Origin of the sequence: Ensifer sp. Root954 (assembly GCF_001429005.1) — a bacterium.
Taxonomy (GTDB): domain Bacteria; phylum Pseudomonadota; class Alphaproteobacteria; order Rhizobiales; family Rhizobiaceae; genus Ensifer; species Ensifer adhaerens.
Window position 1 is genome coordinate 199,120 of the sequence record NZ_LMJM01000024.1, and the last position, 20,028, is coordinate 219,147.

Genomic DNA, 20,028 nt, shown 5'->3' on the forward strand with positions numbered 1-20,028 from the left:
GCCCCCTGGAAAGTCTGGGCATGAGCAGGCTTGCGGACCCGTCCTTCTGGGCCGGAAAACGGGTGATGCTGACGGGCCACTCCGGCTTCAAGGGAAGCTGGGCCCGCCTGTGGCTGACGCAAATGGGCGCTGAGGTGACCGGCTACGGCCTGTCACCGGCGGCCACCCCCTCGCTGCACGCACTGCTCGGATCGGAATCGGCCTCCAACGAACATTTCGCCGACATCCGCGATGGCGACACGCTCGCATCCGCCGTCCGCGCTTGCGACCCGCAGATCGTCCTTCACATGGCGGCCCAGCCTCTGGTTCGCGAAAGCTACCGGACGCCGGTCGAAACCTTCGACGTCAACGTCATGGGCACGGCGCGCCTGCTGGAGGCAACACGCGCAGCCCCTGCCCTCAAGACCGTCCTTGTCGTCACCACCGACAAGGTCTACCGCAACGACGAAAGCGGCCGGCATTTTCCGGAAGACGCCGTGCTTGGCGGCCATGATCCTTATTCCGGTTCGAAGGCCGCCTGCGAGCTGGTCGTTTCGACCTGGCGGGATTCCTATCTGCGTGAGCGCGGCATAAGGGTGGCAACCGCCCGTGGCGGCAACGTGCTCGGCGGCGGCGATTTTTCCGCGGACCGGCTGGTTCCGGATATCGTTCGCGCCGCCCTTACGGGCGAGACGCTGGACATCCGGAGCCCGATGGCGACACGTCCCTGGCAGCACGTGCTCGACTGCCTCAACGGATACTTCGCCTATGCCGAGGCGCTTCATGGCGGCCAGACCGATGTGGCGGCGCTGAATTTCGGCCCGGCTCCGGACGAGCGACAGATCCCAGTTCGGGACGTTGCCGCCGCCATCCAGACCGCGATGGGCTTGCCCACGCAATGGCGTGACGCGTCATCCGAGGACCAGCCGCACGAAATGAAGTCGCTCGGCCTCGATCCGGCGCTTGCCGGACGGACGTTGTCATGGGCAACCCGTCTATCGCAGGACGAGGCGATCGCCTGGACCGCCCACTGGTATGACGGCTGGCGCCGCGGCGCTGACGCCCGTGATCTGACACTCAGCCAAATCGACGCATTCATGAGAGGCTAACGACTTCGATGTCCCACAACTGCCGTTTCTGCTCGACACCGCTCAAGACCGTCGTTGCCGACCTGGGCTCCACGCCCTGGTCCAATTCCTTTCTCGAACCGACGAAGGAAGCCATCGCCCGCGAGCGATCGTTTCCGCTGAAGGCGATGGTCTGCTCCGAGTGCCTGCTGGTGCAGACGACGGAAAACGTGCCGGCCGATGAAATCTTCACCGACGGCTACGCCTACCTCTCTTCCTTCTCCACAAGCTGGCTCGAACACGCACGCCGCTACGCCGAGAGCATGACCGAACGCTTCGCGCTCGATGACAATTCACAGGTCGTCGAGATCGCCTCGAACGACGGCTATCTGCTGCAGTATTTCGTCGCCAAGGGCATCCCGGCGCTCGGCATCGAACCGGCCGCCAATGCCGCGCGACTGGCCGAGGAGCGGCAGGTCCCGACCGAGGTCGCCTTCTTCGGACGGGAGACGGCAACCGAACTCGTCAAGCGTGGCATTCGCGCCGACCTCACGGCGGCCAACAACGTGCTCGCCCATGTGCCCGATATCGCCGACTTCGTCGGCGGCTTCGCCATCCTGCTGAAGCCCGATGGCGTTGCGACGTTCGAGTTCCCCCATCTGCTGCGTCTGATGGAAGGCGTGCAATTCGACACGATCTACCACGAGCACTATTCCTATCTGTCGCTGGCGGCCGTCGAACGCATCTTCGAAAGCTCAGGCCTCAAGGTCTTCGACGTCGAGGAACTGCCGACCCATGGCGGTTCGCTGCGCGTCTATGCGCAGCTGAGGTCCGGCGTGCGCGAGACCACGCTGGAACTCGAGCGGTTGCGAGCGACTGAGGCGCTTGCCGGGCTGATGCGGATGGAGACCTACACGGCATTCGACGACCGCATCGCCGCCGTCTGCAAGGATTTTCAGAATTTCCTGGCGAACGCCAAGGCGGAGGGAAAAACCGTAGCCGCCTATGGCGCCGCTGCGAAAGGCAACACGTTCCTCAATGTCTGCGGGCTGTCGCCCAGCGAAATCGCCTTTGCCGTGGACCGCAATGACCTGAAGCAGGGCAAGCTCCTGCCCGGTACCCATATTCCGGTGCACGCGCCGACGGTCATCGAGGATGCAAAGCCCGATTATCTCGTCATCCTGCCCTGGAACCTGAAGACGGAAATCGTCGCCGACAACGAGGCGATCCGCGACTGGGGCGGCCGCTTCGTCGTCGCCATTCCGAAGCTGAGCGTCTTCTAATCCTAGACGCCAGGAAGTGTGGACAGTCCTCAACCAGACCGCGTTGAGCCGCCCAAAATCGACTTTATTGATCGCCTTAGGTCGCTTTGCCGTAAATTCGGTGACTTTGCCGTAAATTCGGCACGATCTAAGTGAACGTCAGGGTTGGCGTGGGTATTGACGGTTGAAAAAAATGCACCCAAGGAGGTGCTATGTCCACGATTGACCTATGCCTTGTCGCCACCCGGCGCCCGGACCTGCTTGCCCAGACGCTGGCGAGCTTCCGGGACAAAATCTTTTGCAGGCTCGACCTGCGCGGCGCCTATCTCAATCTCGATCCGGTTTTCGGATCGGAGGAGGATCATCGCGCCTGCGTCGAGATATTCCGCAACCATTTCCCCGACGGAACCGTGTTCCAGCCCGAGAGCCCGGGCTTTTGTGCGGCCGTCGCGAAACTCTGGTCGGCCACCAGCGCCGACTACGTCTTCCACCTGGAGGACGACTGGATCTCGCTGAGGGACATGGGCGAAGAACTGCTGGCGCCCTTCGCGGATCCGGCGATCAGCCAGGTCTCGTTCCACACGGCGGACCAGAACTGGAATATTCGCCGCAAGGGCCATTTCCATCGGCGCAACGAATACGCGTATCTGTTCGGGATCAAGATCCCGTTGTTTCGCACTTTCCCGAAATTCACGACGTCGCCGTCGATCCTTCGCGGCGACTTCGCGCGGCAATGCGCCGGCCTGATGGACCTCTCGCGTGATCCGGAAAAGCAGTTCTATTCGGGCGTCAACCCGGCGATGGAGGCCTATGTCGCCAGTCGCCGCAACTATATCTTCTCGCCCGAGGCGCAGCCGGTCATCAAGGATATGGGCCGGGAATGGCGCGAGCAGCGCCGCATCCAGAAGGTGATCACCGACTCGACCTCGGTCTGGCGGCAAAGCGCCTAAGCGGCCGGGCCTGGACCGGATGGTTCGAAACGAAGCGATACAAGCGGGACGATGGCCCCGCTTGTATCGGTACCGTCACGCAGTCACGGCAGCGTCCTTGCGCTGAAAGCCCTTGCTCGCGACCATGAGGCTGCGCGTGTAATCTTCACCGATACGCCCGGCGACGAGGTCCGCCGAGGACAGGCGTTCGACGACACGTCCACCCTGCATCACCGCCAACCGATCGCACATATGGGTGACGACACCGAGATCGTGGCTGACCATGATGAAGGTCAGCTTATGGTCGCGCCGGACCTGTTCCAGGAGGTTCAAGACTTCCGCCTGGACCGAGGCGTCGAGCGCCGAAGTCGGCTCGTCGAGCAGCAGGATCGATGGTTCGAGGATCAGCGCCCGGGCGATCGCAACGCGCTGGCGCTGACCGCCCGACAGCTGGTGCGGATAACGGAAGCGGAAACCCGACCCGAGACCGACCTCGTCGAGCGCCTTCAGGATGCGCCGCTCGCCGTCGGCCACGCCGTGGATCGCCAGCGGCTCCAGCAATTGCCGGTCGATCGTCTGGCGCGGGTGCAGCGAACCATAGGGATCTTGAAACACCATCTGCACGGCGCGGTAGAAGGCCTTGTCGCGCTTTGCCCCCTGCAGAACACGATCATGCACGCGAATGGTGCCGCCGGTGACGGGCGCGAGACCGGCGATCGCCCGAAGCAAGGTCGACTTGCCCGATCCGGACTCGCCGACGAGCCCGAAGGATTCGCCCGGCGCAATCTCGACGCTGACGTCGTTCAGCGCCTTGAACTCGTCATAGGTGACGGAAAGGTTCGAAACGGAAACGGCTGAGTTCATTGGGCCCACTCCGGCTTGCGGTCGAGAACCGGCAGAGGATGACGATCGGATCCGATCGCCGGCATGCAGTTCAGCAAACCTTGGGTATAGGGATGCTTGGCATTGGCAAGCTCGGACGCCGCCAGTTCCTCGACGATCCGGCCGGCATACATGACGATCACGCGGTCACAGAAGGACGACACGAGCCGCAGATCGTGCGACACGAAGACCAGACCCATGCCTCGATCGGCGACGAGCTTGTCGAGGATGCCAAGCACTTCGAGCTGTACCGTCACGTCGAGCGCCGAGGTCGGCTCGTCGGCGATCAAGAGTTCCGGCCCGGCGACCAGCATCATCGCGATCATCGCGCGCTGGCCCATGCCGCCCGAAACCTCGTGCGGGTAGAGATCGTAAACGCGCTTCGGATCACGGATCTGCACCGCGGCCAGCATGTCGAGTGCCCTCTCCCGGGCCTCGCCGCGGCTGACATTTTCGTGCTGCCGTAGCGTCTCGACGATCTGCCGGCCGATGCTCATCACCGGGTTCAACGAATACTTGGGGTCCTGCAGGATCATCGCGATCCGCTTGCCCCTGAGATCCCGGCGGACCTTCGGCGATGCGGAGAGCAGGTCGATGCCGTCAAAGTTCAACTGCTTTGCCGTCACCTGCGCATGACCAGGCGTCAGCCCCATGATCGCCCGGCCGGTCTGCGACTTGCCGGAGCCGCTTTCGCCGACGATGCCGAGGCGCTCGCGGCCGAGCGTGAAGGAGACGCCGCGCACGGCCTCGACGAGGCCGGTGCGGGTCGGGAACGAGACCTTGAGGTCTTCAACGGTCAGAAGCGCACTCATTGGCCGCTCTCCCGCGGATCGAGCGCGTCGCGCAGACCGTCGCCGAGCAGGTTGAAACCGAGGCTGACGATCAGTATCGCGATGCCGGGCATCGTTGCCACCCACCACTGGTCGAGAATGAAGCGGCGGCCCGAGGCGATCATCGCGCCCCATTCCGGCAGCGGCGGCTGTGCGCCGAGGCCGAGGAAGCCGAGGCCCGCGGCCGTGAGGATGATGCCGGCCATGTCGAGCGTGACACGCACGATCAACGACGACATGCACATCGGCATCACATGGCGGAAGACGATACGGATCGGCGATGCGCCCATGAGCTGCACGGCGGCGATGTAGTCGGAGTTGCGCACCGTCAGCGTCTCGGCGCGGGCGATACGCGCATAGGGCGGCCAGGAGGTGATGGCGATCGCGATGACGGCGTTCTCGATGCCCGGTCCGAGCGCTGCCACGAAGGCGAGCGCCAGAACCAGTTTCGGGAAGGCGAGGAAGATATCGGTGATACGCATCAGCACTGCGTCGACCCAGCCGCCAGCATAGCCGGCGACAGCGCCGACGATGAGCCCGACAGGTGCTGCGATGATCGCAACGAGAAGCACGACGGCAAGCGTCAGCCGCGAACCATGGATCAGCCGCGAGAGAATATCGCGGCCGAGATCGTCGGTGCCGAGCAGGTAGCCGGGGGTTGCCGGCGGCAGCAGACGGGCGTTGGCAAGATCCCCGATATAGGGCGAATGCGGCGCCAGGAAATCGGCGAAGGCGGCAACGAAGACCAACGCCAGCAGGATGAGCAGGCCGAGAACGGCGAGCTTGTTGGCGGCAAAACGCTGCCAGGTCATATAGGCACGGCCAAGCCGGGCCTGGGTGCGCGACTGCGGGCGATCGGACAGCAGCCATTCGCGACGCGTCATCGCACGGGTTTCGGTAACGGTACTCATCGCTGGCGCGTCCTCGGGTCGAGCGTCCGGTAGAGAAGATCGGACAGGAGATTGATGCCGATGAAGACCGAACCGATGATGATGGTGCCACCAAGCACGGCGTTCATGTCGGCATTCTGCAGCGAGTTGGTGATGTAGAGACCGAGACCTGGCCAGGCGAAGACGGTTTCCGTCAAGACCGAGCCCTCGAGCAGGCCGGCATAGGAGAGCGCAATCACCGTCACGAGCGGCACGGCCGCGTTCCGGAGCGCGTGGCCCCAGATGATCCGGGTCTCGGACAGACCCTTGGCGCGCGCCGCGACGATGTATTCCTGCTGCAGCTCGTTGAGCATGAAGCTGCGCGTCATGCGGCTGATATAGGCAAGCGAGAAGTAGCCGAGCAACGAGGCCGGCAGAATGATGTGGCGGAACACATCCCAAAGCACGTCCCACTGCCGCTGCCAGAGCGCGTCGAACAGGTAGAAGCCTGTGATCGGCGTGAACGTGTACTCGAACACGATATCGATACGGCCGGGATAGGCGACCCACTTCAGCCGCGCGTAGAACACCAGCAGCGACAGGAGCGCCAGCCAGAAGATCGGCACGGAATAGCCGACAAGGCCGATGACGCGCACGATCTGGTCGGCAATGCTGCCACGCTTGACGGCCGCAAGTACGCCGAGCGGAACGCCGAACAGGGCGCCGATGAGCGTGCCGAGCGTCGCGAGCTCCATGGTCGCCGGGAAGACGCGGCGGATGTCGGTCATGACCGGATTGGTCGTCAGCACCGAAACGCCGAAGTCACCGGTCAGCGCCTGGCGGACATAGATGAAGAATTGTTGGTAGAGGGGCAGATTGAGCCCCATCGCCTCGCGCGTCCTTTCGACGACATGCGTCGGCGCCCGGTCGCCGAGAACGGCCAGAACCGGGTCGATCGGGATTACCCGGCCGATGAAAAAGGTGACGGCCAGAAGGCCGAGATAGGTGGTGACGACAACGACAAGAAAGCGCAGCACCGCTGCCACGATCTTACCGGGACGGGCGCGTTTGCGCCCGCCCACTGTCCCTGTTGCGCTCATGCTCAAGGGAACGATCCTTTCGGTTTATTCCTTCGAGACGGCTTATTCTTTGGTGATGCCGGCGACGAAGTTGGTGTCGAAGCTCGGACCGAGCTTCAGGCCCTTGACGTTGCCGCGGTAGCCGGCGACTTCGGTCTGCTGGAAGATGATGACGAACGGGCTTTCGCCCAGCACCGTCTTCTGCAGTTCCTTGTAGGTCTCCGCACGCTTGGCGCTGTCGCGCTCGAGCAGAGCGTCCTTGGTCTTCTTCGTCAGCTCCGGAACGTCCCAGGCATTGCGCCAGGCAAGGGTCTTGTTCTTGCCTTCGTCGGAGTTATCAGGGTTGCTGGTGAAGGTTTCGGCGTTCGAGTTCGGGTCGAAATAGTCCATGCCCCACTGACCGATATACATGTCGTGGTTACGGGCACGATACTTCGTCAGCGTCTGCTTACCGTCGCCGGGGATGATTTCGAGCTTCACGCCGGCCTGGCCCAGCGTCTGCTGGAAGGACTCGGCAATGCCGGTGACCGGCTGGCCGTTGCGAACGTCCATGGTGACGGTGAAGCCGTCGGCAAGGCCGGCCTTGGTCAGCAGTTCCTTCGCCTTGGCGACGTCGAGCTTGTAGGGGTTCTCGTCGAGTGCACCCAGAACGCCCTTCGGCAGGAAGCTCTGGTGGATCTCGCCGATGCCCTTGATGAGGGTCGAGCCGATGGCATCGTAGTCGACCAGATACTTGAACGCTTCGCGCACTTCGGGCTTTGCGAGGTTCGCATTCTTCTGGTTGAGGCTGATGTAGTAGACCGTGCCCTTCGGCGCGTTCGTGGTGGCGAGGTCGGCATTCTTCGAAACGGCGTCGAAATCGCCCGGCTCGAGGTTGCGTGCCACGTCGATATCGCCCGCTTCAAGCGCCAGGCGCTGGCCCGAGCTTTCCTTCATGTGGCGATAGATGACGCGAGCAAGCTTTGCCTGTTCGCCATAGTAGTTTTCGTTGCGCTCGAGAACGATGACTTCGTTGGCGCGCCATTCGCGCAGCTTGAATGGGCCCGAGCCGGCATAGCCGGTCTTCAGCCATTCATTGCCGAAGTCGTTGTCATACTTGTACTCTTCCGTCGGCGTGACCGGCTTGACGTTTTCGAGCACGAGCTTCTTGTCGAGCACAGCGCCCACGGTTGCCGTCAGGCAGTTCAAGACGAAGCTCGGCGCATAGGCCTGATCGACGGTGAAGACAAAGGTCTGCGCGTCCGTTGCCTTGGCCTTTTCCGTCACGTTGTCGCCCGTAAGGCCGAACTGGGTGAGGATGAAGGCCGGGCTCTTGTCGAGCTTCACGGCACGCTCGAAGGACCACGCGACGTCTTCAGCGGTCACCGGATTGCCGGAAGCGAACTTCAGGCCGGGCTTCAGCTTGAACGTATAGGTCAGGCCGTCGTCGGACACGGTCCAGCTGTCGGCGAGGTCGCCGACGACCTTGGTCGTGTCGTTGATGTCGAGGCGCACCAGCATGCTGTAGGTGTTGCCGGTGATTTCGGCCGCGGTCAGCTCGAAGGCTTCGCCCGGATCCATGGTAATCACGTCGTCGATCGCAAAGGCTTCGACCAGCGTGTCCTTCGGCGTTTCCGCAAAGGCCGGTGCGGTTGCAGCCATCACCATGGCCAGCGCCGCAGAAGCCGTCAGAAGACGAAGACGTCCATTGAGCTTGTGCATCATGTTTGCAGTTCCCTCGTTTACGCCCTTTTGGGCCCCTTCTTCATGGGTTCAGGCGGCCTCGTGCCAAGCCTGTCCCAGAACTCTCCACCAGTTCTCCCGGCATATCTTTGCCAGTTCGGCATCACCATATCCGGCGCTTCTGAGCGCCGCAACGAGCGCCTGACTACCGGCCGCATCAGCAATCTCCTCGGGGATCGTTGCCCCGTCGAAATCCGACCCGAGTGCGACGCAGTCGATGCCCATGCGCTCGATGAGATAGTCGACATGGCGCACCATGTCGGAAAGCGGCGTTGCGGCATTTTCCTGGCCGTCGGCGCGCAGCATCGTCGTCGCGTAATTGAGCCCCACGAGGCCCTTGCTTTCGCGGACGGCGTCGAGCTGCTTATCGGTCAGGTTGCGCGCGACCGGGGTCAGCGCATGCGCATTCGAATGGCTGGCGACCAGCGGCTGGTCGGTGGTCTTCGCCACGTCCCAGAAGCCCTTCTCGGTGATGTGTGCAAGATCGATCAGAATGCCCAGACGGTTGCAGGTCCGCACGAGCTCGAAGCCGGCGTCCGTCAGTCCGGGTGCGGTGTCCGGAGACATCGGATAGGAGAACGGTACGCCATGACCGAAGACGTTGTGGCGGCTCCAGACCGGCCCGAGCGAACGCAGGCCGGCGGCATAGAACGTTTCGAGCGCGGAAAGATCGGCGCCGATCGCTTCGCAGCCTTCCATGTGGAGGACCGAGGCGAAGACGCCGGCCTCGACCGCCCTACGGATTTCGGCGGTCGACCGGCAGAGCTTCCACGCCCCTGCCCGATCGAGGCGGACGGCGATATCGGCGAGCTCCATGGCGATCGCCAGCGACGGCAGGTGCTCGAGCGGTGCCGAAAGCGGCGTTTCGTAGTGACCGTTCTCGTTCGGCGGTTGCAGGACGAGATCTCCCGAGGGCACGTAGATTGCCGAGAGGCCACCAACGAGACCGCCCGCCTTGGCGCGCGGCGCATCAATATGGCCCTGGTCGATGCCGTCGACGAATTCGCGTACCGGGTCCTGGCCCTTCCGGGCGTTCTGCCACAGACGCAGAAGCACGTCGTTATGGCCATCGAAAACCGCCTGCATTCCTGAATTTCCTTATCATTTCAGGGAGATCGGACGGGCCGTTCGGGTCGCGTCCAGGGGAAAGTCGAAGCGATGCTAGTGAAAGCCCAAAGCCTTTTCAATGAATATCAGGGGGTTTTACCCAGGCCTGCCTGTAGCGAAATGTTGCATGATTGCCGCATAGCCGCTGGCAAACACGGTGCCGCAGGGCTTCGAACCCCAGCCAAGGGATGAAAACACAGCGTTTCTCATGCAAGGAGAATGGCTTGGGCCCACGGATCGGGCCGACATGCTGCATGATGCGGCACAGGGAGGTTGGTGGTGCGTTCGTTTTCTCTTGCGGGCTCGGAGAGGCCCTGGGGCCGCATCGCTGCGACGCTTCTCCTGGCGGCCACCCTTGCGGCCTGCGCCGGACGCCCCGTGGGCGTGCTCGTCCCTTCGGGCACGACGGGTGGCGCCTCCAAGGTCGATCTGCTGGTCGCAACCACCCGTGCCCCCTCCACCGAGCCGGGCGTGCTTTTTAGCGGCGAACGCTCAGCCGAGCTTTCGCTGACGGAAATTGCCGTCTCCATTCCGCCGGAAAAGAACCGCAAGGTCGGCCAGGTGCAATGGCCGACGAAGCTTCCCGCCAATCCGGAGCGGGATTTCTCCACCGTCAGCGTCACGCCGCTCAATCAGGGCAACGACGTGCAGAACTGGGTGAAAGGTCATCTGCCGAAAACCCGGCGCGTACTGATCTTCGTTCACGGCTTCAACAACCGCTACGAAGACGCCGTTTATCGTTTTGCCCAGATCGTGCACGACAGCGGCACCGATGTCGCGCCCGTCATCTTCACCTGGCCCTCGCGCGCCAGCATATTCGACTACAATTACGACAAGGAAAGCACCAACTATTCGCGCGACGCGCTGGAGGAACTGCTGCGGCGTGCCTCAAGCAATCCTGCTGTCGGCGAAATCACCGTCATGGCCCATTCCATGGGGTCGTGGGTGACGGTCGAGGCACTGCGCCAGATGGCGATCCGCGACGGACGCATCGCGCCCAAGATCACCGACGTCATCCTGGCGTCGCCCGACCTCGACGTCGACGTCTTCGGCCAGCAGATCCGCGCCATGGGTACGAAGCGCCCGAAGTTCACGCTGTTCGTATCGCGCGACGACCGGGCGCTGACCTTGTCGAGGCGTATCTCCGGCAATGTCGACCGCCTCGGCCAGATCGACCCGACCGCCGAGCCCTATCGCACTCAGCTGGAACAGGCCGGCATCAGCGTCATCGATCTGACAGCACTGAAGGGCGGCGACAAGCTCAACCACGGGAAGTTCGCCGAAAGCCCCGAAGTCGTGCGCCTGCTTGGCAACCGGCTGATCGCCGGCCAGACCGTGACCGATTCCGATGTCGGTCTCGGCGAACGCATCGGCGCCGTCACGCTCGGCGCCACGCAGACGGTCGGCAATGCCGCGAGCCTGGCGGTTTCGACGCCGATCATGATCTTCGATCCCAACACCCGCAGGAACTACGACGGGCAGCTGCGGCGTCTCGGCCAATCGATGGAAAACACCGTCGGCTCGGCAGTGACCCCTTGGACACCGCCGGAAAGCGGGGGAGCCGCGAAAAGCAACACCCCCGACCGTCACTCTCGTTAGACGGGCAGCTCGCGCCGCTCGGCTTCCGTCACCATCGCGAGGTCGAGCACTTTCTGCAGGTTCGCCGCATGGCGGAACCCGGGCTCCTCCGTCTTGCCCTTACGGACGGCGGCCACGAAGCGCTCGTAGTTCGTCGCGACGGTGCCCGCATCGACATCGCGCCAGGTCGCGGTTTCGACGTCCACCCCGAGGCAGGCGCGCAGCGTCGATCCATCGGGCGTGTGCACCACTTCGAGGGCACCCTTGTCGCCGTGTAGCCTCAGCCGGAGCTCGTTCAGATGCCCGGTCGCCCAGCGGCTGGCATGGACGACGCCCATGGCGCCGTTGCCGAACTCGGCCGTCATGACGAAGCTGTCATTGGCGTCGAGATCATACTCGCCGATGCGGTTATCAGGCGCCTTGTCGAAGGTCTTCAGCCGCGCGAAGACCCGGGCGGCGTCCGTGCCCGCGCCATAGCCGGCAAAGTCGAGAATGTGGATGCCGACATCGCCGAGCACGCCGTTCGAGCCGTGCTTGGTCGAGAGCCGCCACAGCCATTGCGATTCCGTCGCCCAGTCGCCCCAGGCCTTGGAAACGAGCCAGCTCTGCAGATAGGACGCCTCAATGTGACGCAGCTTGCCAACCTCGCCGGCAAGCACCATTGCGCGTGCCTTCTGCAGCGGCGCGACGTTGCGGTAGGTGAGGTTGACCATGGTCACAAGGCCGGAACGCTCGGCCGCTTCCGCCATCTCTGCCGCCTTGGCATAATTCTCGGCGAGCGGCTTTTCGCACAGCACATGCTTGCCCGCGGCAATGAGCGCCAGCGTCGTCGGGTGATGCGCCTTGTCGGGCGTCACGTTCGTCGCCGCATCGAACTTGCCCCAGGCGATCGCCTCGTCGAGCGAGGTGAAGGTCGCGGCAATGCCGTGCTTGTCGGCAAAAGCCTTGGCCCGGGCGGGATCGACATCGACAGCGCCGACCATCTCGACGCCTTCGATCTTGGCAAAGGCCTGGGCATGGCTGTTTGCCATGCCGCCGGTTCCTACAATGAGAAGACGCATGATGCTCACCTGTATCCTGCTTCGCCGGCCTGGTGCAGCCTGGGGCCGCGCTCGACGATCGGTTCCAGCGCCTTTTCGACCGGCACGTTTGGTGCGTCGTGGATCGCCGTGTAGCGGTTGTCGGCGTTGTAGGCCCACTTCACCGAATTGCGCAGCACCTTCTGGACATTGGCGTCGTGATAGGTCGGGTAGGTTTCGTGGCCGGGACGGAAATAGAAGATGTTGCCGGCACCGCGGCGCCAGGTCAGCCCCGAGCGGAACACTTCGCCGCCGGCAAACCACGAGATGAAGACGGTTTCGAGCGGCTCCGGCACCGAGAACTGCTCACCGTACATTTCCTCGTTCTCGAGCACGAAGTTCTCCTCGATGCCTTCGGCGATCGGGTGACGCGGATTGATCGCCCAGACGCGCTCACGCTCGCCTGCTTCGCGCCATTTCAGCGCGCAGGGCGTGCCCATCAGCCGCTTGAAGATCTTGGAGAAGTGGCCGGAGTGCAGCACGATCAGGCCCATGCCCTCCCAGACGCGCTTGGCAACACGCTCGACGATCTCGTCGCTGACGGCGCCGTGGTCCTTGTGGCCCCACCAGAGAAGCACATCGGTGTTGGCAAGGCGCTCGACGCTCAGGCCATGTTCCGGCTCCTGCAGCGTCGCCGTCGTCGCCTCGATCGCAGCTTCCGTATTCAGCGCCGCCGCGATCGTATTGTGCATCCCGTTTGGATAGATGCTGCGGACGATTTCGTTGGTCTGCTCGTGAATATTCTCGCCCCAAACAACTGTTCTGATAGGCACGGCCATTCTCCTTGCGTGTTCGCCCGTTACGGGCCTGTCGTCTTACGATAGATGGGGCCGCCAGGAATTGGCGACCCCGAAGCTCTGGGTGTCTTCAGTTTGATCGGGGTCTGGTCAGGCAGCCCCTTTCATGGGTGCGCGGCCGAGAGCCTGCCCCGATGCATCGAAGCGGTGGATGCTGCCGCCGAGCGGCGAGATGTGAATTGTCTCACCCGGCCGGTGATGCGAGGTGCCACCTTCCCGGACGATGACCGGTTCGCCAGCGCCGATATCGAGATAAATGTAGCTGTCGGACCCCAGCATTTCGGAATGCACCACCGTTCCCGACCATTGACCCCCACTCGCCTTGATCTCCAGATGCTCCGCTCGGATGCCGATCGTATGGGCATCGTAGGGCGCAGCCAGTGCGCCGGACAGAAAGTTCATCTTCGGCGAACCGATAAAGCCGGCGACGAAGACGGAGTTCGGGCTTTCATAGAGTTCGAGCGGCGTGCCGATCTGTTCGACCCGGCCATCCCGTAGCACGCAAATGCGATCGGCCAGTGTCATCGCCTCGACCTGGTCGTGGGTGACATAGATCATCGTCGTCTTGTGCATGCTGCGATGCAGCTTGGCGATCTCGATGCGGGTCGCAACGCGCAGCGCCGCATCGAGATTGGAGAGCGGCTCGTCGAAGAGAAAGACCTTGGGATCGCGCACGATAGCCCGGCCGATCGCCACGCGCTGGCGCTGGCCGCCGGAGAGCTGCCGCGGCAGCCGCTGCAGATAGGGCGTCAGCTGCAGCATCTCGGCTGCCGCCTCGACGCGCTTCTTGCACTGCTCCTTGTCCTTGCCGGCAAGCTGCATGCCGAAGGACATGTTCTCGAATACCGTCATATGCGGGTAAAGCGCATAGGACTGGAACACCATCGCGATGCCGCGCTTCGACGGCGTCAACTGGTTGACCACCTGGCCGTCGAAGGACAGCGTGCCCGATGAGATGTCTTCGAGCCCGGCGATCAGCCGCAGCAGCGTGGACTTGCCGCAGCCGGAGGGCCCGACAAAGACCATGAATTCGCCGGCCCGGATATCCATGCTGACGCCCTTGATCACCTCGAAGGCGCCGAAGGACTTGCGGATGTTGCGCAATTGGAGCTCTGCCATATTTTCTCCCCTTATCCTTTGACGCCGCCGGCGGTGAGCCCGGAGATGATCCGCCGCTGAAAGATCAGCACGAGAACAACCAGTGGCACGGTGACGATGATCGATGCGGCCATGATGTTGCCCCACGGAATTTCGTACTGGCTGTTTCCCGAGAGCAGCGCGATCGCGACCGGCACCGTGCGCTGGCTGTCCGATGAGGTGAAGGTCAGCGCGAACAGGAACTCGTTCCAGGCGGCGATGAACGCGAGCAGCCCCGTCGTCACCAGCGCCGGCCACATCAGCGGCATGAACACGCGGGTGATGATCACCCAGGGTGTGGCGCCATCGACGATCGCCGCTTCCTCGATCTCCACCGGCAGATCGCGCATGAAGGTGGTGAGCACCCAGACCGTGAACGGCAAGGTGAAGATCATGTAGGAAAAGATCAGCGCCAGGGGCGTGTTGAAGATGCCGACCGAGCGGATGAGTTCAAAGAGGCCGGCAAGCACCGCGATCTGCGGAAACATCGACACCGACAGGATCGTCAGAAGCAGGAGCCCGCGACCGCGGAACCGCACTCGCGCCAACGCATAGGCAGCGGTGACGGCCAGGAGCAACGACACGGCAACGACGATCGTTGCGACCAGCAGCGAATTGGCGAGATTGCGCAGGAAGCCGCTGCTGGTGACGATGCCCGCGTAGTTGTCGAAGGAGATCTCGGTCGGCCAGTAGTCGACCCGGAACAGCGCCGTCCCGGATTTAAAGCTCGTCAGCACCGCATAGTAGAACGGGAAGACGGCCATGATGATGATGGCGGCAACGAGGGCGTAGAACGCCGTGCGCTTGGCAAGGGTGGCAACCATCAGCGCGCTCCTTCGAGATTGACGCGGCCGAACCACATGTAGGCGACGGTGATCGCCGCGATGATCAGGAACAGCATCGTCGAGGCCGCGGCGCCATAGGCGAACTTGTCGAAGTCAAACAGGTTTTCGCGCGCGAGCACCGACATCGTCTTGGTCTTCGCGTTGTTGGGCGTCAGCACATAGATGAGATCGAAGATGCGCAGCGCATCGAGCATGCGGAAGATCACCGCCACCATCAGCGCCGGCCGGATCAAGGGCAACGTCAACCGCCAGAAGACCTTGAGCGGATGCACGCCATCGATCTTGGCCGCCTCATAGATATCCGACGGTACCATCTGCAGGCCGGCCAGCATCAGGAGCGCCATGAACGGCGTCGTCTTCCAGACGTCGACGATCAAAACGGCGACCATCGCGGTCTCCGGATTGGCGGTCCAGGCGACCTTCTGGCTGATGAGGCCGAGGCCGAGCAGAAGATCGTTCAGGATGCCGAACTGATCGTTGAGCATCCAGGCCCACATCTTGGCGGACACGATCGTCGGGATCGCCCAGGGAATCAGGATTGCGGCGCGCACCAGCCCGCGGCCCGGGAAATTCGCATTCAGGACCAGCGCGACGATCAGGCCGAGCACCGTCTCGATGGTGACGGAAACGGCCGAGAACTTCAGCGTGTTCCAGACGGCGTTCCACCAGGCCGGATCGGCAAGCAGGCCGTTATAGACGGTGCGCCCGCTCTTCAGCGTGATCCAGGAAAGGTAGTTCTTGAAGCCGACGAACTCGGCGCCTTCGAGGTTGGTCAGCGACGCATTGGTGAAGCTGAAATAGACTGTGCGAATGAGCGGCCAGCCGGCGACGAGTGCCAGCACCAGAAGCGTCGGTGCGAGAAAGATCCAGGCGGAGCGGATGCGCTCGGCGTTGAGATCGGAGCGGATCCGGGCCTGCTGCCCAAGGGCGGAAGGCGGGTCTGCGACGGAAATGTCGGTCATGTCTGTACTCACCCTTGCCATTCGGCGCACGGCCGAGCGGTTGATCGGAGAGAAAAGGCGGTGGCTCGGTGGAGCGAAGGGAGGCTTGACAAGCACTCCCCTCGCCCCCGGGAGGATCACCAGTTGTCGCCCTTCATCTCGGTGAGTTCGACTTCGAGCAGTTCAAGATTTTCCGCTGCCGTGCCGTTGCCGGAAAGCGAGTTGTGCACCGCGTTCCAGAACTTGGCGGAAACCTCGTTGTATTTGACCTTGGTGACGGCCGACGGGCGCGGCACCGCGCTTTCGAAGATCGGTTTCCAGGCCGGCATGAACGGCTGGGCCTTGGCGACCTCCGCATCGTCGTAGAGTGCGGCAACCGTCGGCAGGTTCGAAAGCTCGATCGCCCGGCGCTTCTGCACCTCGGCGGACGACAGGAACTTGGCGAGCGCAATCGCCGCCTCCTGGTCGTCGGAATATTTGGAGACGGCGACGTTCCAGCCGCCGAGCGTCGAAGACGGCTGGTCACCATCGGTGGCCGTCGGCAGCGGCGCGACGGCAAACTTGCCCTTCACAGCGCTGTCATCGCCATTGCCGAGCGCATAGGCATAGGGCCAGTTGCGCATGAAGACGGAATTGCCGGTCTGCCAGACCCCGCGCGATTCCTCCTCCTGATAGGCAAGCACGCCCTGCGGCGAGATCGTGCCGACCCATCCCTTGATCCGGTCGATTGCGGCGGCCGCCTTCTCGTTGTTGATCGAGATCGTGCCGTCGGGCTCGACGATCTGGCCACCGCCCGACGACTTGACCCATTCGAGTGCGTTGCAGGTCAGGCCCTCATAGGCATTGCCCTGGAAGACATAGCCCCAGAGATCGGCTTGGCCGGCGGCCCGCTCCTTCTCCTGGATTTCCTTGGCGGTCGCAGCCAGCTCGTCCCAGGTCTTCGGCGGCGTCTTGCCGTATTTTTCGAGCAGGTCCTTGCGATAGAACAGTGCCGGTGCATCGGTGAAAACCGGCAAGGCCACGAGGCGACCGTTCACCGTCTGCGAAGCGATGATCGACGGGAAGTGCTGGCCAACAACGTCCTTTGCCGCCTCCGTCAGATCGACGAACTGGTCGGCCAGTTGCGGCGCCCAGACGACATCGGTCTGGTAGACGTCGACATCCTTGTTTCCGGCGGCAAGCCACAGCCGGTACTGGCTGAACTGCTCGCTGCTCGATGGCGGCATGGTGACCAGGCTCACCTTGTGCCCGGTCTGCTTCTCGAAAATGTCCAGCTGTTCGCGAATGAAATGGACGTTCTTCCCGGTCGTGTTGGCGGCGAGCGAAAGCTCGGCGGCGCCAGCCGTCCCGGCTGCAACGATTGCGGCACAAAAACTCAGCACATTGAGCGTGGTTGTCATTGGGTCGACTCCTCCTGTTCCCCCTCCCACCGCACGAAAGCTCCTCGGCAAATTCGAAAGCGGTTTGGATAAGAAAAAGTTGGCAGAAGACGGAAAAACTGTCAATCCACACACTTAGAAAAGTCCATTTGGCGTGGATTATTACAAATAATCGTTATTTTTCAACCAAATAGCAATGGGAGAAAAAAATCGACCGCCCCTCACAGAACCCCATAAAATCAAAGGGGAACTGTATTAATTTAAAACGGTTTGGTAAAATACATACCCGGCCTGTAGAACCTAGCGTCCCCGACAAACCGATTGTTACGGGCAGCGAAGGTGTATATTTCTGGGACCGGGCTAGGCTTGAGGAAACGCATTTCGAATGAAGCTGAGGGAGTTCGCACAACAACTGGGGCTTTCGCCGACGACGGTCAGCCGGGCGCTGAGCGGTTATCCCGAAGTCAGCGAAAAGACGCGCAAGCGCGTGGCCGAAGAGGCAACCCGCCTTGGCTATCGTCCGAACATCAATGCGGTGCGGCTCGCCACCGGTCGGGCCGGCGCGATCGGCGTGGTCATGGGCCGCTCCGGCGAGTTCCATTTTTCCGAGTTCATGGGTGGCCTGGCCGAACGGCTCGGCACCGAGGATATCGACATTCTCGTCAGCCCAATGGACGACAAGAACCCCACGGGCGAAATCCAGCTCTATAGCCGGCTCGCCGTCAGCGGCCGCGTCGACGCCGTGATCGTACACTCGCCCGAACCGAACGACGAGCGCATCGCCCTCCTCCACAAGCTCGGCATGCCCTTCCTCGTGCACGGGCGCTCCGATATCGACGTGCCGCACGCCTGGCTCGACATCGACAACGAAGGCGCGATCCGCCGCGCGACCTCGCATCTCATCGATCTCGGCCATCGCCGCATCGCCATGATCAACGGCCGGCAGGGCCGCACTTTCTCGCTTCACCGCGACAAGGGGTACCGCGACGCGCTGCAGGCGCGCGGCATCGCCTTCGATCCGCGCCTCGTCGCCCATGGCAACTTTACCGACGAACTCGGCTTTCGCTTCGCGCGCTCGTTCCTGGAGCAGACGCCTCGCCCGACCGCCTTCGTTGCCGGCTCGATGATGACAGCGCTCGGCATCTACCGGGCAGCACGGTCCATGGGCCTGGAGATCGGCCGCGAGGTCTCGGTCATCGCCCATGACGACGTTTTCCCTTACCTCACGGCCGACAACATGGTTCCGTCGCTCTCGGCGACACGCTCTTCGATGCGGGCGGCGGGCGCGCGCTCGGCCGACCTCGTGCTGCAGCTTCTCTCAGGCCGGCCGACCGAAGAGGTTCACGAACTCTGGCCGGTGGAACTGATCCTCAGGGAATCGACCGCGCCACCGCAGGGCGCTTGAGGACAGGCGCTGCCGACCGCTTCAGTGGAAGGTCGACTTGGAAAAGAGATTGAGGACCACCACGCCTGCTATGATCAGCCCCAGTCCGAGGATCGCCGCCAGATCGAGCTTCTGCCCGAAGGCGAAGTAACCGACGAGCGAAATGAGCACGATGCCGAGCCCGCTCCACACCGCATAGGCGATGCCGACGGGGATGAAGCGCAGCGTGTAGGACAGGAAGAAGAAGGCGATCGCATAGCAGACCACCATCATCACCGTCGGCCCCAGCCGGGTGAAATGCTGTGCGGCCTGCATCGCCGAGGTGCCGAGCACTTCGAAGACGATGGCTGCAACCAGGACGGTATAGAGCATGGCGGGGTTCATCGGGGACTCCATTCCGGACCAGAGCAGTTCCAGGAAAAGTGCAAAGCGGTTTTCCGTCCGGAACTGCGTGATTTCAAAGACTTAGATCACTCCAGTGTTTCGATAAAACGATGAAGTTATCTATTGCGCCGAAAGCGCCTTGAGATTTTCAACCAGACCGACCCGCGCCTCCGCATCGAGGTCGTGGCTCTGCATCAGATCCGCGAGCCAGACGCCGTCGCAGGCGAAACGCGCAAGCACGCAGCCGGTCGAACCGTCCGTCTCCGCAAACTCCGCCGATCGCCGGCCGACCCAGTCGCGCCAACGGCTCTTCAGATGCGGCTCGGCAATCAGCGCGATGGTCAGCATGCGCCAGCCCGGCACGTCTGTTGCCGGATCGAGCGCGAAGCAGACATCGATATAGGCGCGGGTGAAGCGCCCCTTCGCCACCGGATCGCGCGCCATCGCCGCCTCGATCTCGCGATCGAACCGTGTCACCAGGTCGTCGAACAGCCCGTCGAGCAGCGCGAGCTTGTTCGGGAAATGGTGCAGCAGCCCGCCCTTGCTGACCCCGGCTGCCTGCGACACGGCATCGAGCGTGATGCCAGCCACGCCCTGCTCGTGCGAAAGGCGTGCGGCAACCTCCAGCAATTGCTGGCGCACCTGTTCCGGCTGTTTCTTGCGACGATGAGCTTCGGTCATGCACCCATAAAGATACCGTCTGGACGGTTTGTCAAGAGAAGTGTTGTTTGACCGCGATGAAACGCCGCAAATTCCGCGTTCTGAAAACCGTTGTCCG

19 protein-coding genes are annotated in these 20,028 nt (G+C 62.8%); 5 read left to right on the plus strand and 14 right to left on the minus strand.

Going from position 1 to position 20,028, the window contains the following annotated elements; all coding sequences use genetic code 11:
• Nucleotides 1-20 precede the first annotated feature (20 nt).
• The 3 genes from rfbG (at nucleotide 21) to ASE71_RS18865 (ending at nucleotide 3,258) form a co-directional block, all read left to right on the plus strand.
• Complete coding sequence (gene rfbG / locus ASE71_RS18855; protein ID WP_060518877.1) at nucleotides 21-1,088, plus strand: CDP-glucose 4,6-dehydratase; 1,068 nt, start codon at nucleotides 21-23, stop codon at nucleotides 1,086-1,088.
• Between the two features lie 8 nt (nucleotides 1,089-1,096).
• Nucleotides 1,097-2,329 (plus strand): class I SAM-dependent methyltransferase, encoded by a 1,233-nt coding sequence (locus tag ASE71_RS18860; protein WP_034793975.1) that lies wholly within the window; start codon nucleotides 1,097-1,099, stop codon nucleotides 2,327-2,329.
• A gap of 191 nt (nucleotides 2,330-2,520) precedes the next feature.
• Nucleotides 2,521-3,258: a hypothetical protein gene (locus ASE71_RS18865; RefSeq protein ID WP_244496852.1), complete on the plus strand. Its 738-nt coding sequence runs from the start codon at nucleotides 2,521-2,523 to the stop codon at nucleotides 3,256-3,258.
• Nucleotides 3,259-3,333: 75 nt separating this feature from the next.
• On the opposite strand, the gene ASE71_RS18870 is transcribed toward ASE71_RS18865, so the two are convergent.
• Genes ASE71_RS18870 through ASE71_RS18895 form a run of 6 tightly spaced genes read right to left on the minus strand, consistent with a single transcriptional unit; the run spans nucleotide 3,334 to nucleotide 9,705 of the window.
• Nucleotides 3,334-4,101 carry an ABC transporter ATP-binding protein gene (locus ASE71_RS18870; protein WP_060518879.1) on the minus strand — a complete coding sequence of 256 codons (768 nt, stop codon included), beginning with the start codon at nucleotides 4,099-4,101 and terminating at the stop codon, nucleotides 3,334-3,336.
• A complete protein-coding gene (locus ASE71_RS18875) occupies nucleotides 4,098-4,931 on the minus strand; it encodes an ABC transporter ATP-binding protein (protein WP_034793982.1) in 834 nt (277 codons plus the stop codon). The genes ASE71_RS18870 and ASE71_RS18875 overlap by 4 nt, the downstream gene beginning before the upstream one ends.
• On the minus strand, nucleotides 4,928-5,860 hold the full coding sequence (locus ASE71_RS18880; RefSeq protein ID WP_060518881.1) for an ABC transporter permease: 933 nt from the start codon (nucleotides 5,858-5,860) through the stop codon (nucleotides 4,928-4,930). The genes ASE71_RS18875 and ASE71_RS18880 overlap by 4 nt, the downstream gene beginning before the upstream one ends.
• Nucleotides 5,857-6,918 (minus strand): ABC transporter permease, encoded by a 1,062-nt coding sequence (locus ASE71_RS18885; protein WP_034793987.1) that lies wholly within the window; start codon nucleotides 6,916-6,918, stop codon nucleotides 5,857-5,859. The genes ASE71_RS18880 and ASE71_RS18885 overlap by 4 nt, the downstream gene beginning before the upstream one ends.
• Before the next feature lie 42 nt (nucleotides 6,919-6,960).
• Nucleotides 6,961-8,601 carry an ABC transporter substrate-binding protein gene (locus ASE71_RS18890; RefSeq protein WP_060518883.1) on the minus strand — a complete coding sequence of 547 codons (1,641 nt, stop codon included), beginning with the start codon at nucleotides 8,599-8,601 and terminating at the stop codon, nucleotides 6,961-6,963.
• A 48-nt stretch (nucleotides 8,602-8,649) separates the two neighbouring features.
• Entirely contained in the window at nucleotides 8,650-9,705 is a 1,056-nt protein-coding gene (locus ASE71_RS18895; protein WP_034794001.1) for a dipeptidase, read from the minus strand.
• 345 nt (nucleotides 9,706-10,050) lie between these two features.
• On the opposite strand from ASE71_RS18895, the gene ASE71_RS18900 reads away from it, so the two are divergent.
• Complete coding sequence (locus ASE71_RS18900) at nucleotides 10,051-11,325, plus strand: alpha/beta hydrolase (protein ID WP_234798763.1); 1,275 nt, start codon at nucleotides 10,051-10,053, stop codon at nucleotides 11,323-11,325.
• Here the strand turns inward: ASE71_RS18900 and ASE71_RS18905 are convergent.
• From ASE71_RS18905 to ASE71_RS18930, 6 genes are all read right to left on the minus strand, one after another.
• Nucleotides 11,322-12,365 (minus strand): Gfo/Idh/MocA family protein, encoded by a 1,044-nt coding sequence (locus ASE71_RS18905; protein ID WP_060518974.1) that lies wholly within the window; start codon nucleotides 12,363-12,365, stop codon nucleotides 11,322-11,324. The genes ASE71_RS18900 and ASE71_RS18905 overlap by 4 nt on opposite strands.
• Nucleotides 12,366-12,370: 5 nt before the next feature.
• A complete protein-coding gene (locus tag ASE71_RS18910) occupies nucleotides 12,371-13,162 on the minus strand; it encodes a ThuA domain-containing protein (protein WP_089045619.1) in 792 nt (263 codons plus the stop codon).
• Nucleotides 13,163-13,270: 108 nt separating this feature from the next.
• Entirely contained in the window at nucleotides 13,271-14,299 is a 1,029-nt protein-coding gene (locus ASE71_RS18915; RefSeq protein WP_034794003.1) for an ABC transporter ATP-binding protein, read from the minus strand.
• Nucleotides 14,300-14,310: 11 nt separating this feature from the next.
• A complete protein-coding gene (locus ASE71_RS18920) occupies nucleotides 14,311-15,141 on the minus strand; it encodes a carbohydrate ABC transporter permease (RefSeq protein ID WP_034794005.1) in 831 nt (276 codons plus the stop codon).
• A complete protein-coding gene (locus ASE71_RS18925; protein ID WP_060518885.1) occupies nucleotides 15,141-16,124 on the minus strand; it encodes a carbohydrate ABC transporter permease in 984 nt (327 codons plus the stop codon). Before ASE71_RS18925 ends, ASE71_RS18920 begins: the two co-directional genes overlap by 1 nt.
• Before the next feature lie 116 nt (nucleotides 16,125-16,240).
• Nucleotides 16,241-17,503, minus strand: coding sequence for an ABC transporter substrate-binding protein (locus ASE71_RS18930; protein WP_051659303.1), 1,263 nt, complete (start codon nucleotides 17,501-17,503; stop codon nucleotides 16,241-16,243).
• A 364-nt stretch (nucleotides 17,504-17,867) separates the two neighbouring features.
• On the opposite strand from ASE71_RS18930, the gene ASE71_RS18935 reads away from it, so the two are divergent.
• Nucleotides 17,868-18,887, plus strand: coding sequence for a substrate-binding domain-containing protein (locus ASE71_RS18935; protein WP_034794009.1), 1,020 nt, complete (start codon nucleotides 17,868-17,870; stop codon nucleotides 18,885-18,887).
• 21 nt (nucleotides 18,888-18,908) lie between these two features.
• On the opposite strand, the gene ASE71_RS18940 is transcribed toward ASE71_RS18935, so the two are convergent.
• Both ASE71_RS18940 and ASE71_RS18945 read right to left on the minus strand, forming a co-directional pair.
• Nucleotides 18,909-19,250, minus strand: a complete 342-nt coding sequence (locus tag ASE71_RS18940; protein ID WP_034794243.1) for a DMT family transporter — start codon at nucleotides 19,248-19,250, stop codon at nucleotides 18,909-18,911.
• 120 nt (nucleotides 19,251-19,370) lie between these two features.
• A complete protein-coding gene (locus ASE71_RS18945; protein WP_034794011.1) occupies nucleotides 19,371-19,931 on the minus strand; it encodes a TetR/AcrR family transcriptional regulator in 561 nt (186 codons plus the stop codon).
• Nucleotides 19,932-20,028: the final 97 nt, after the last annotated feature.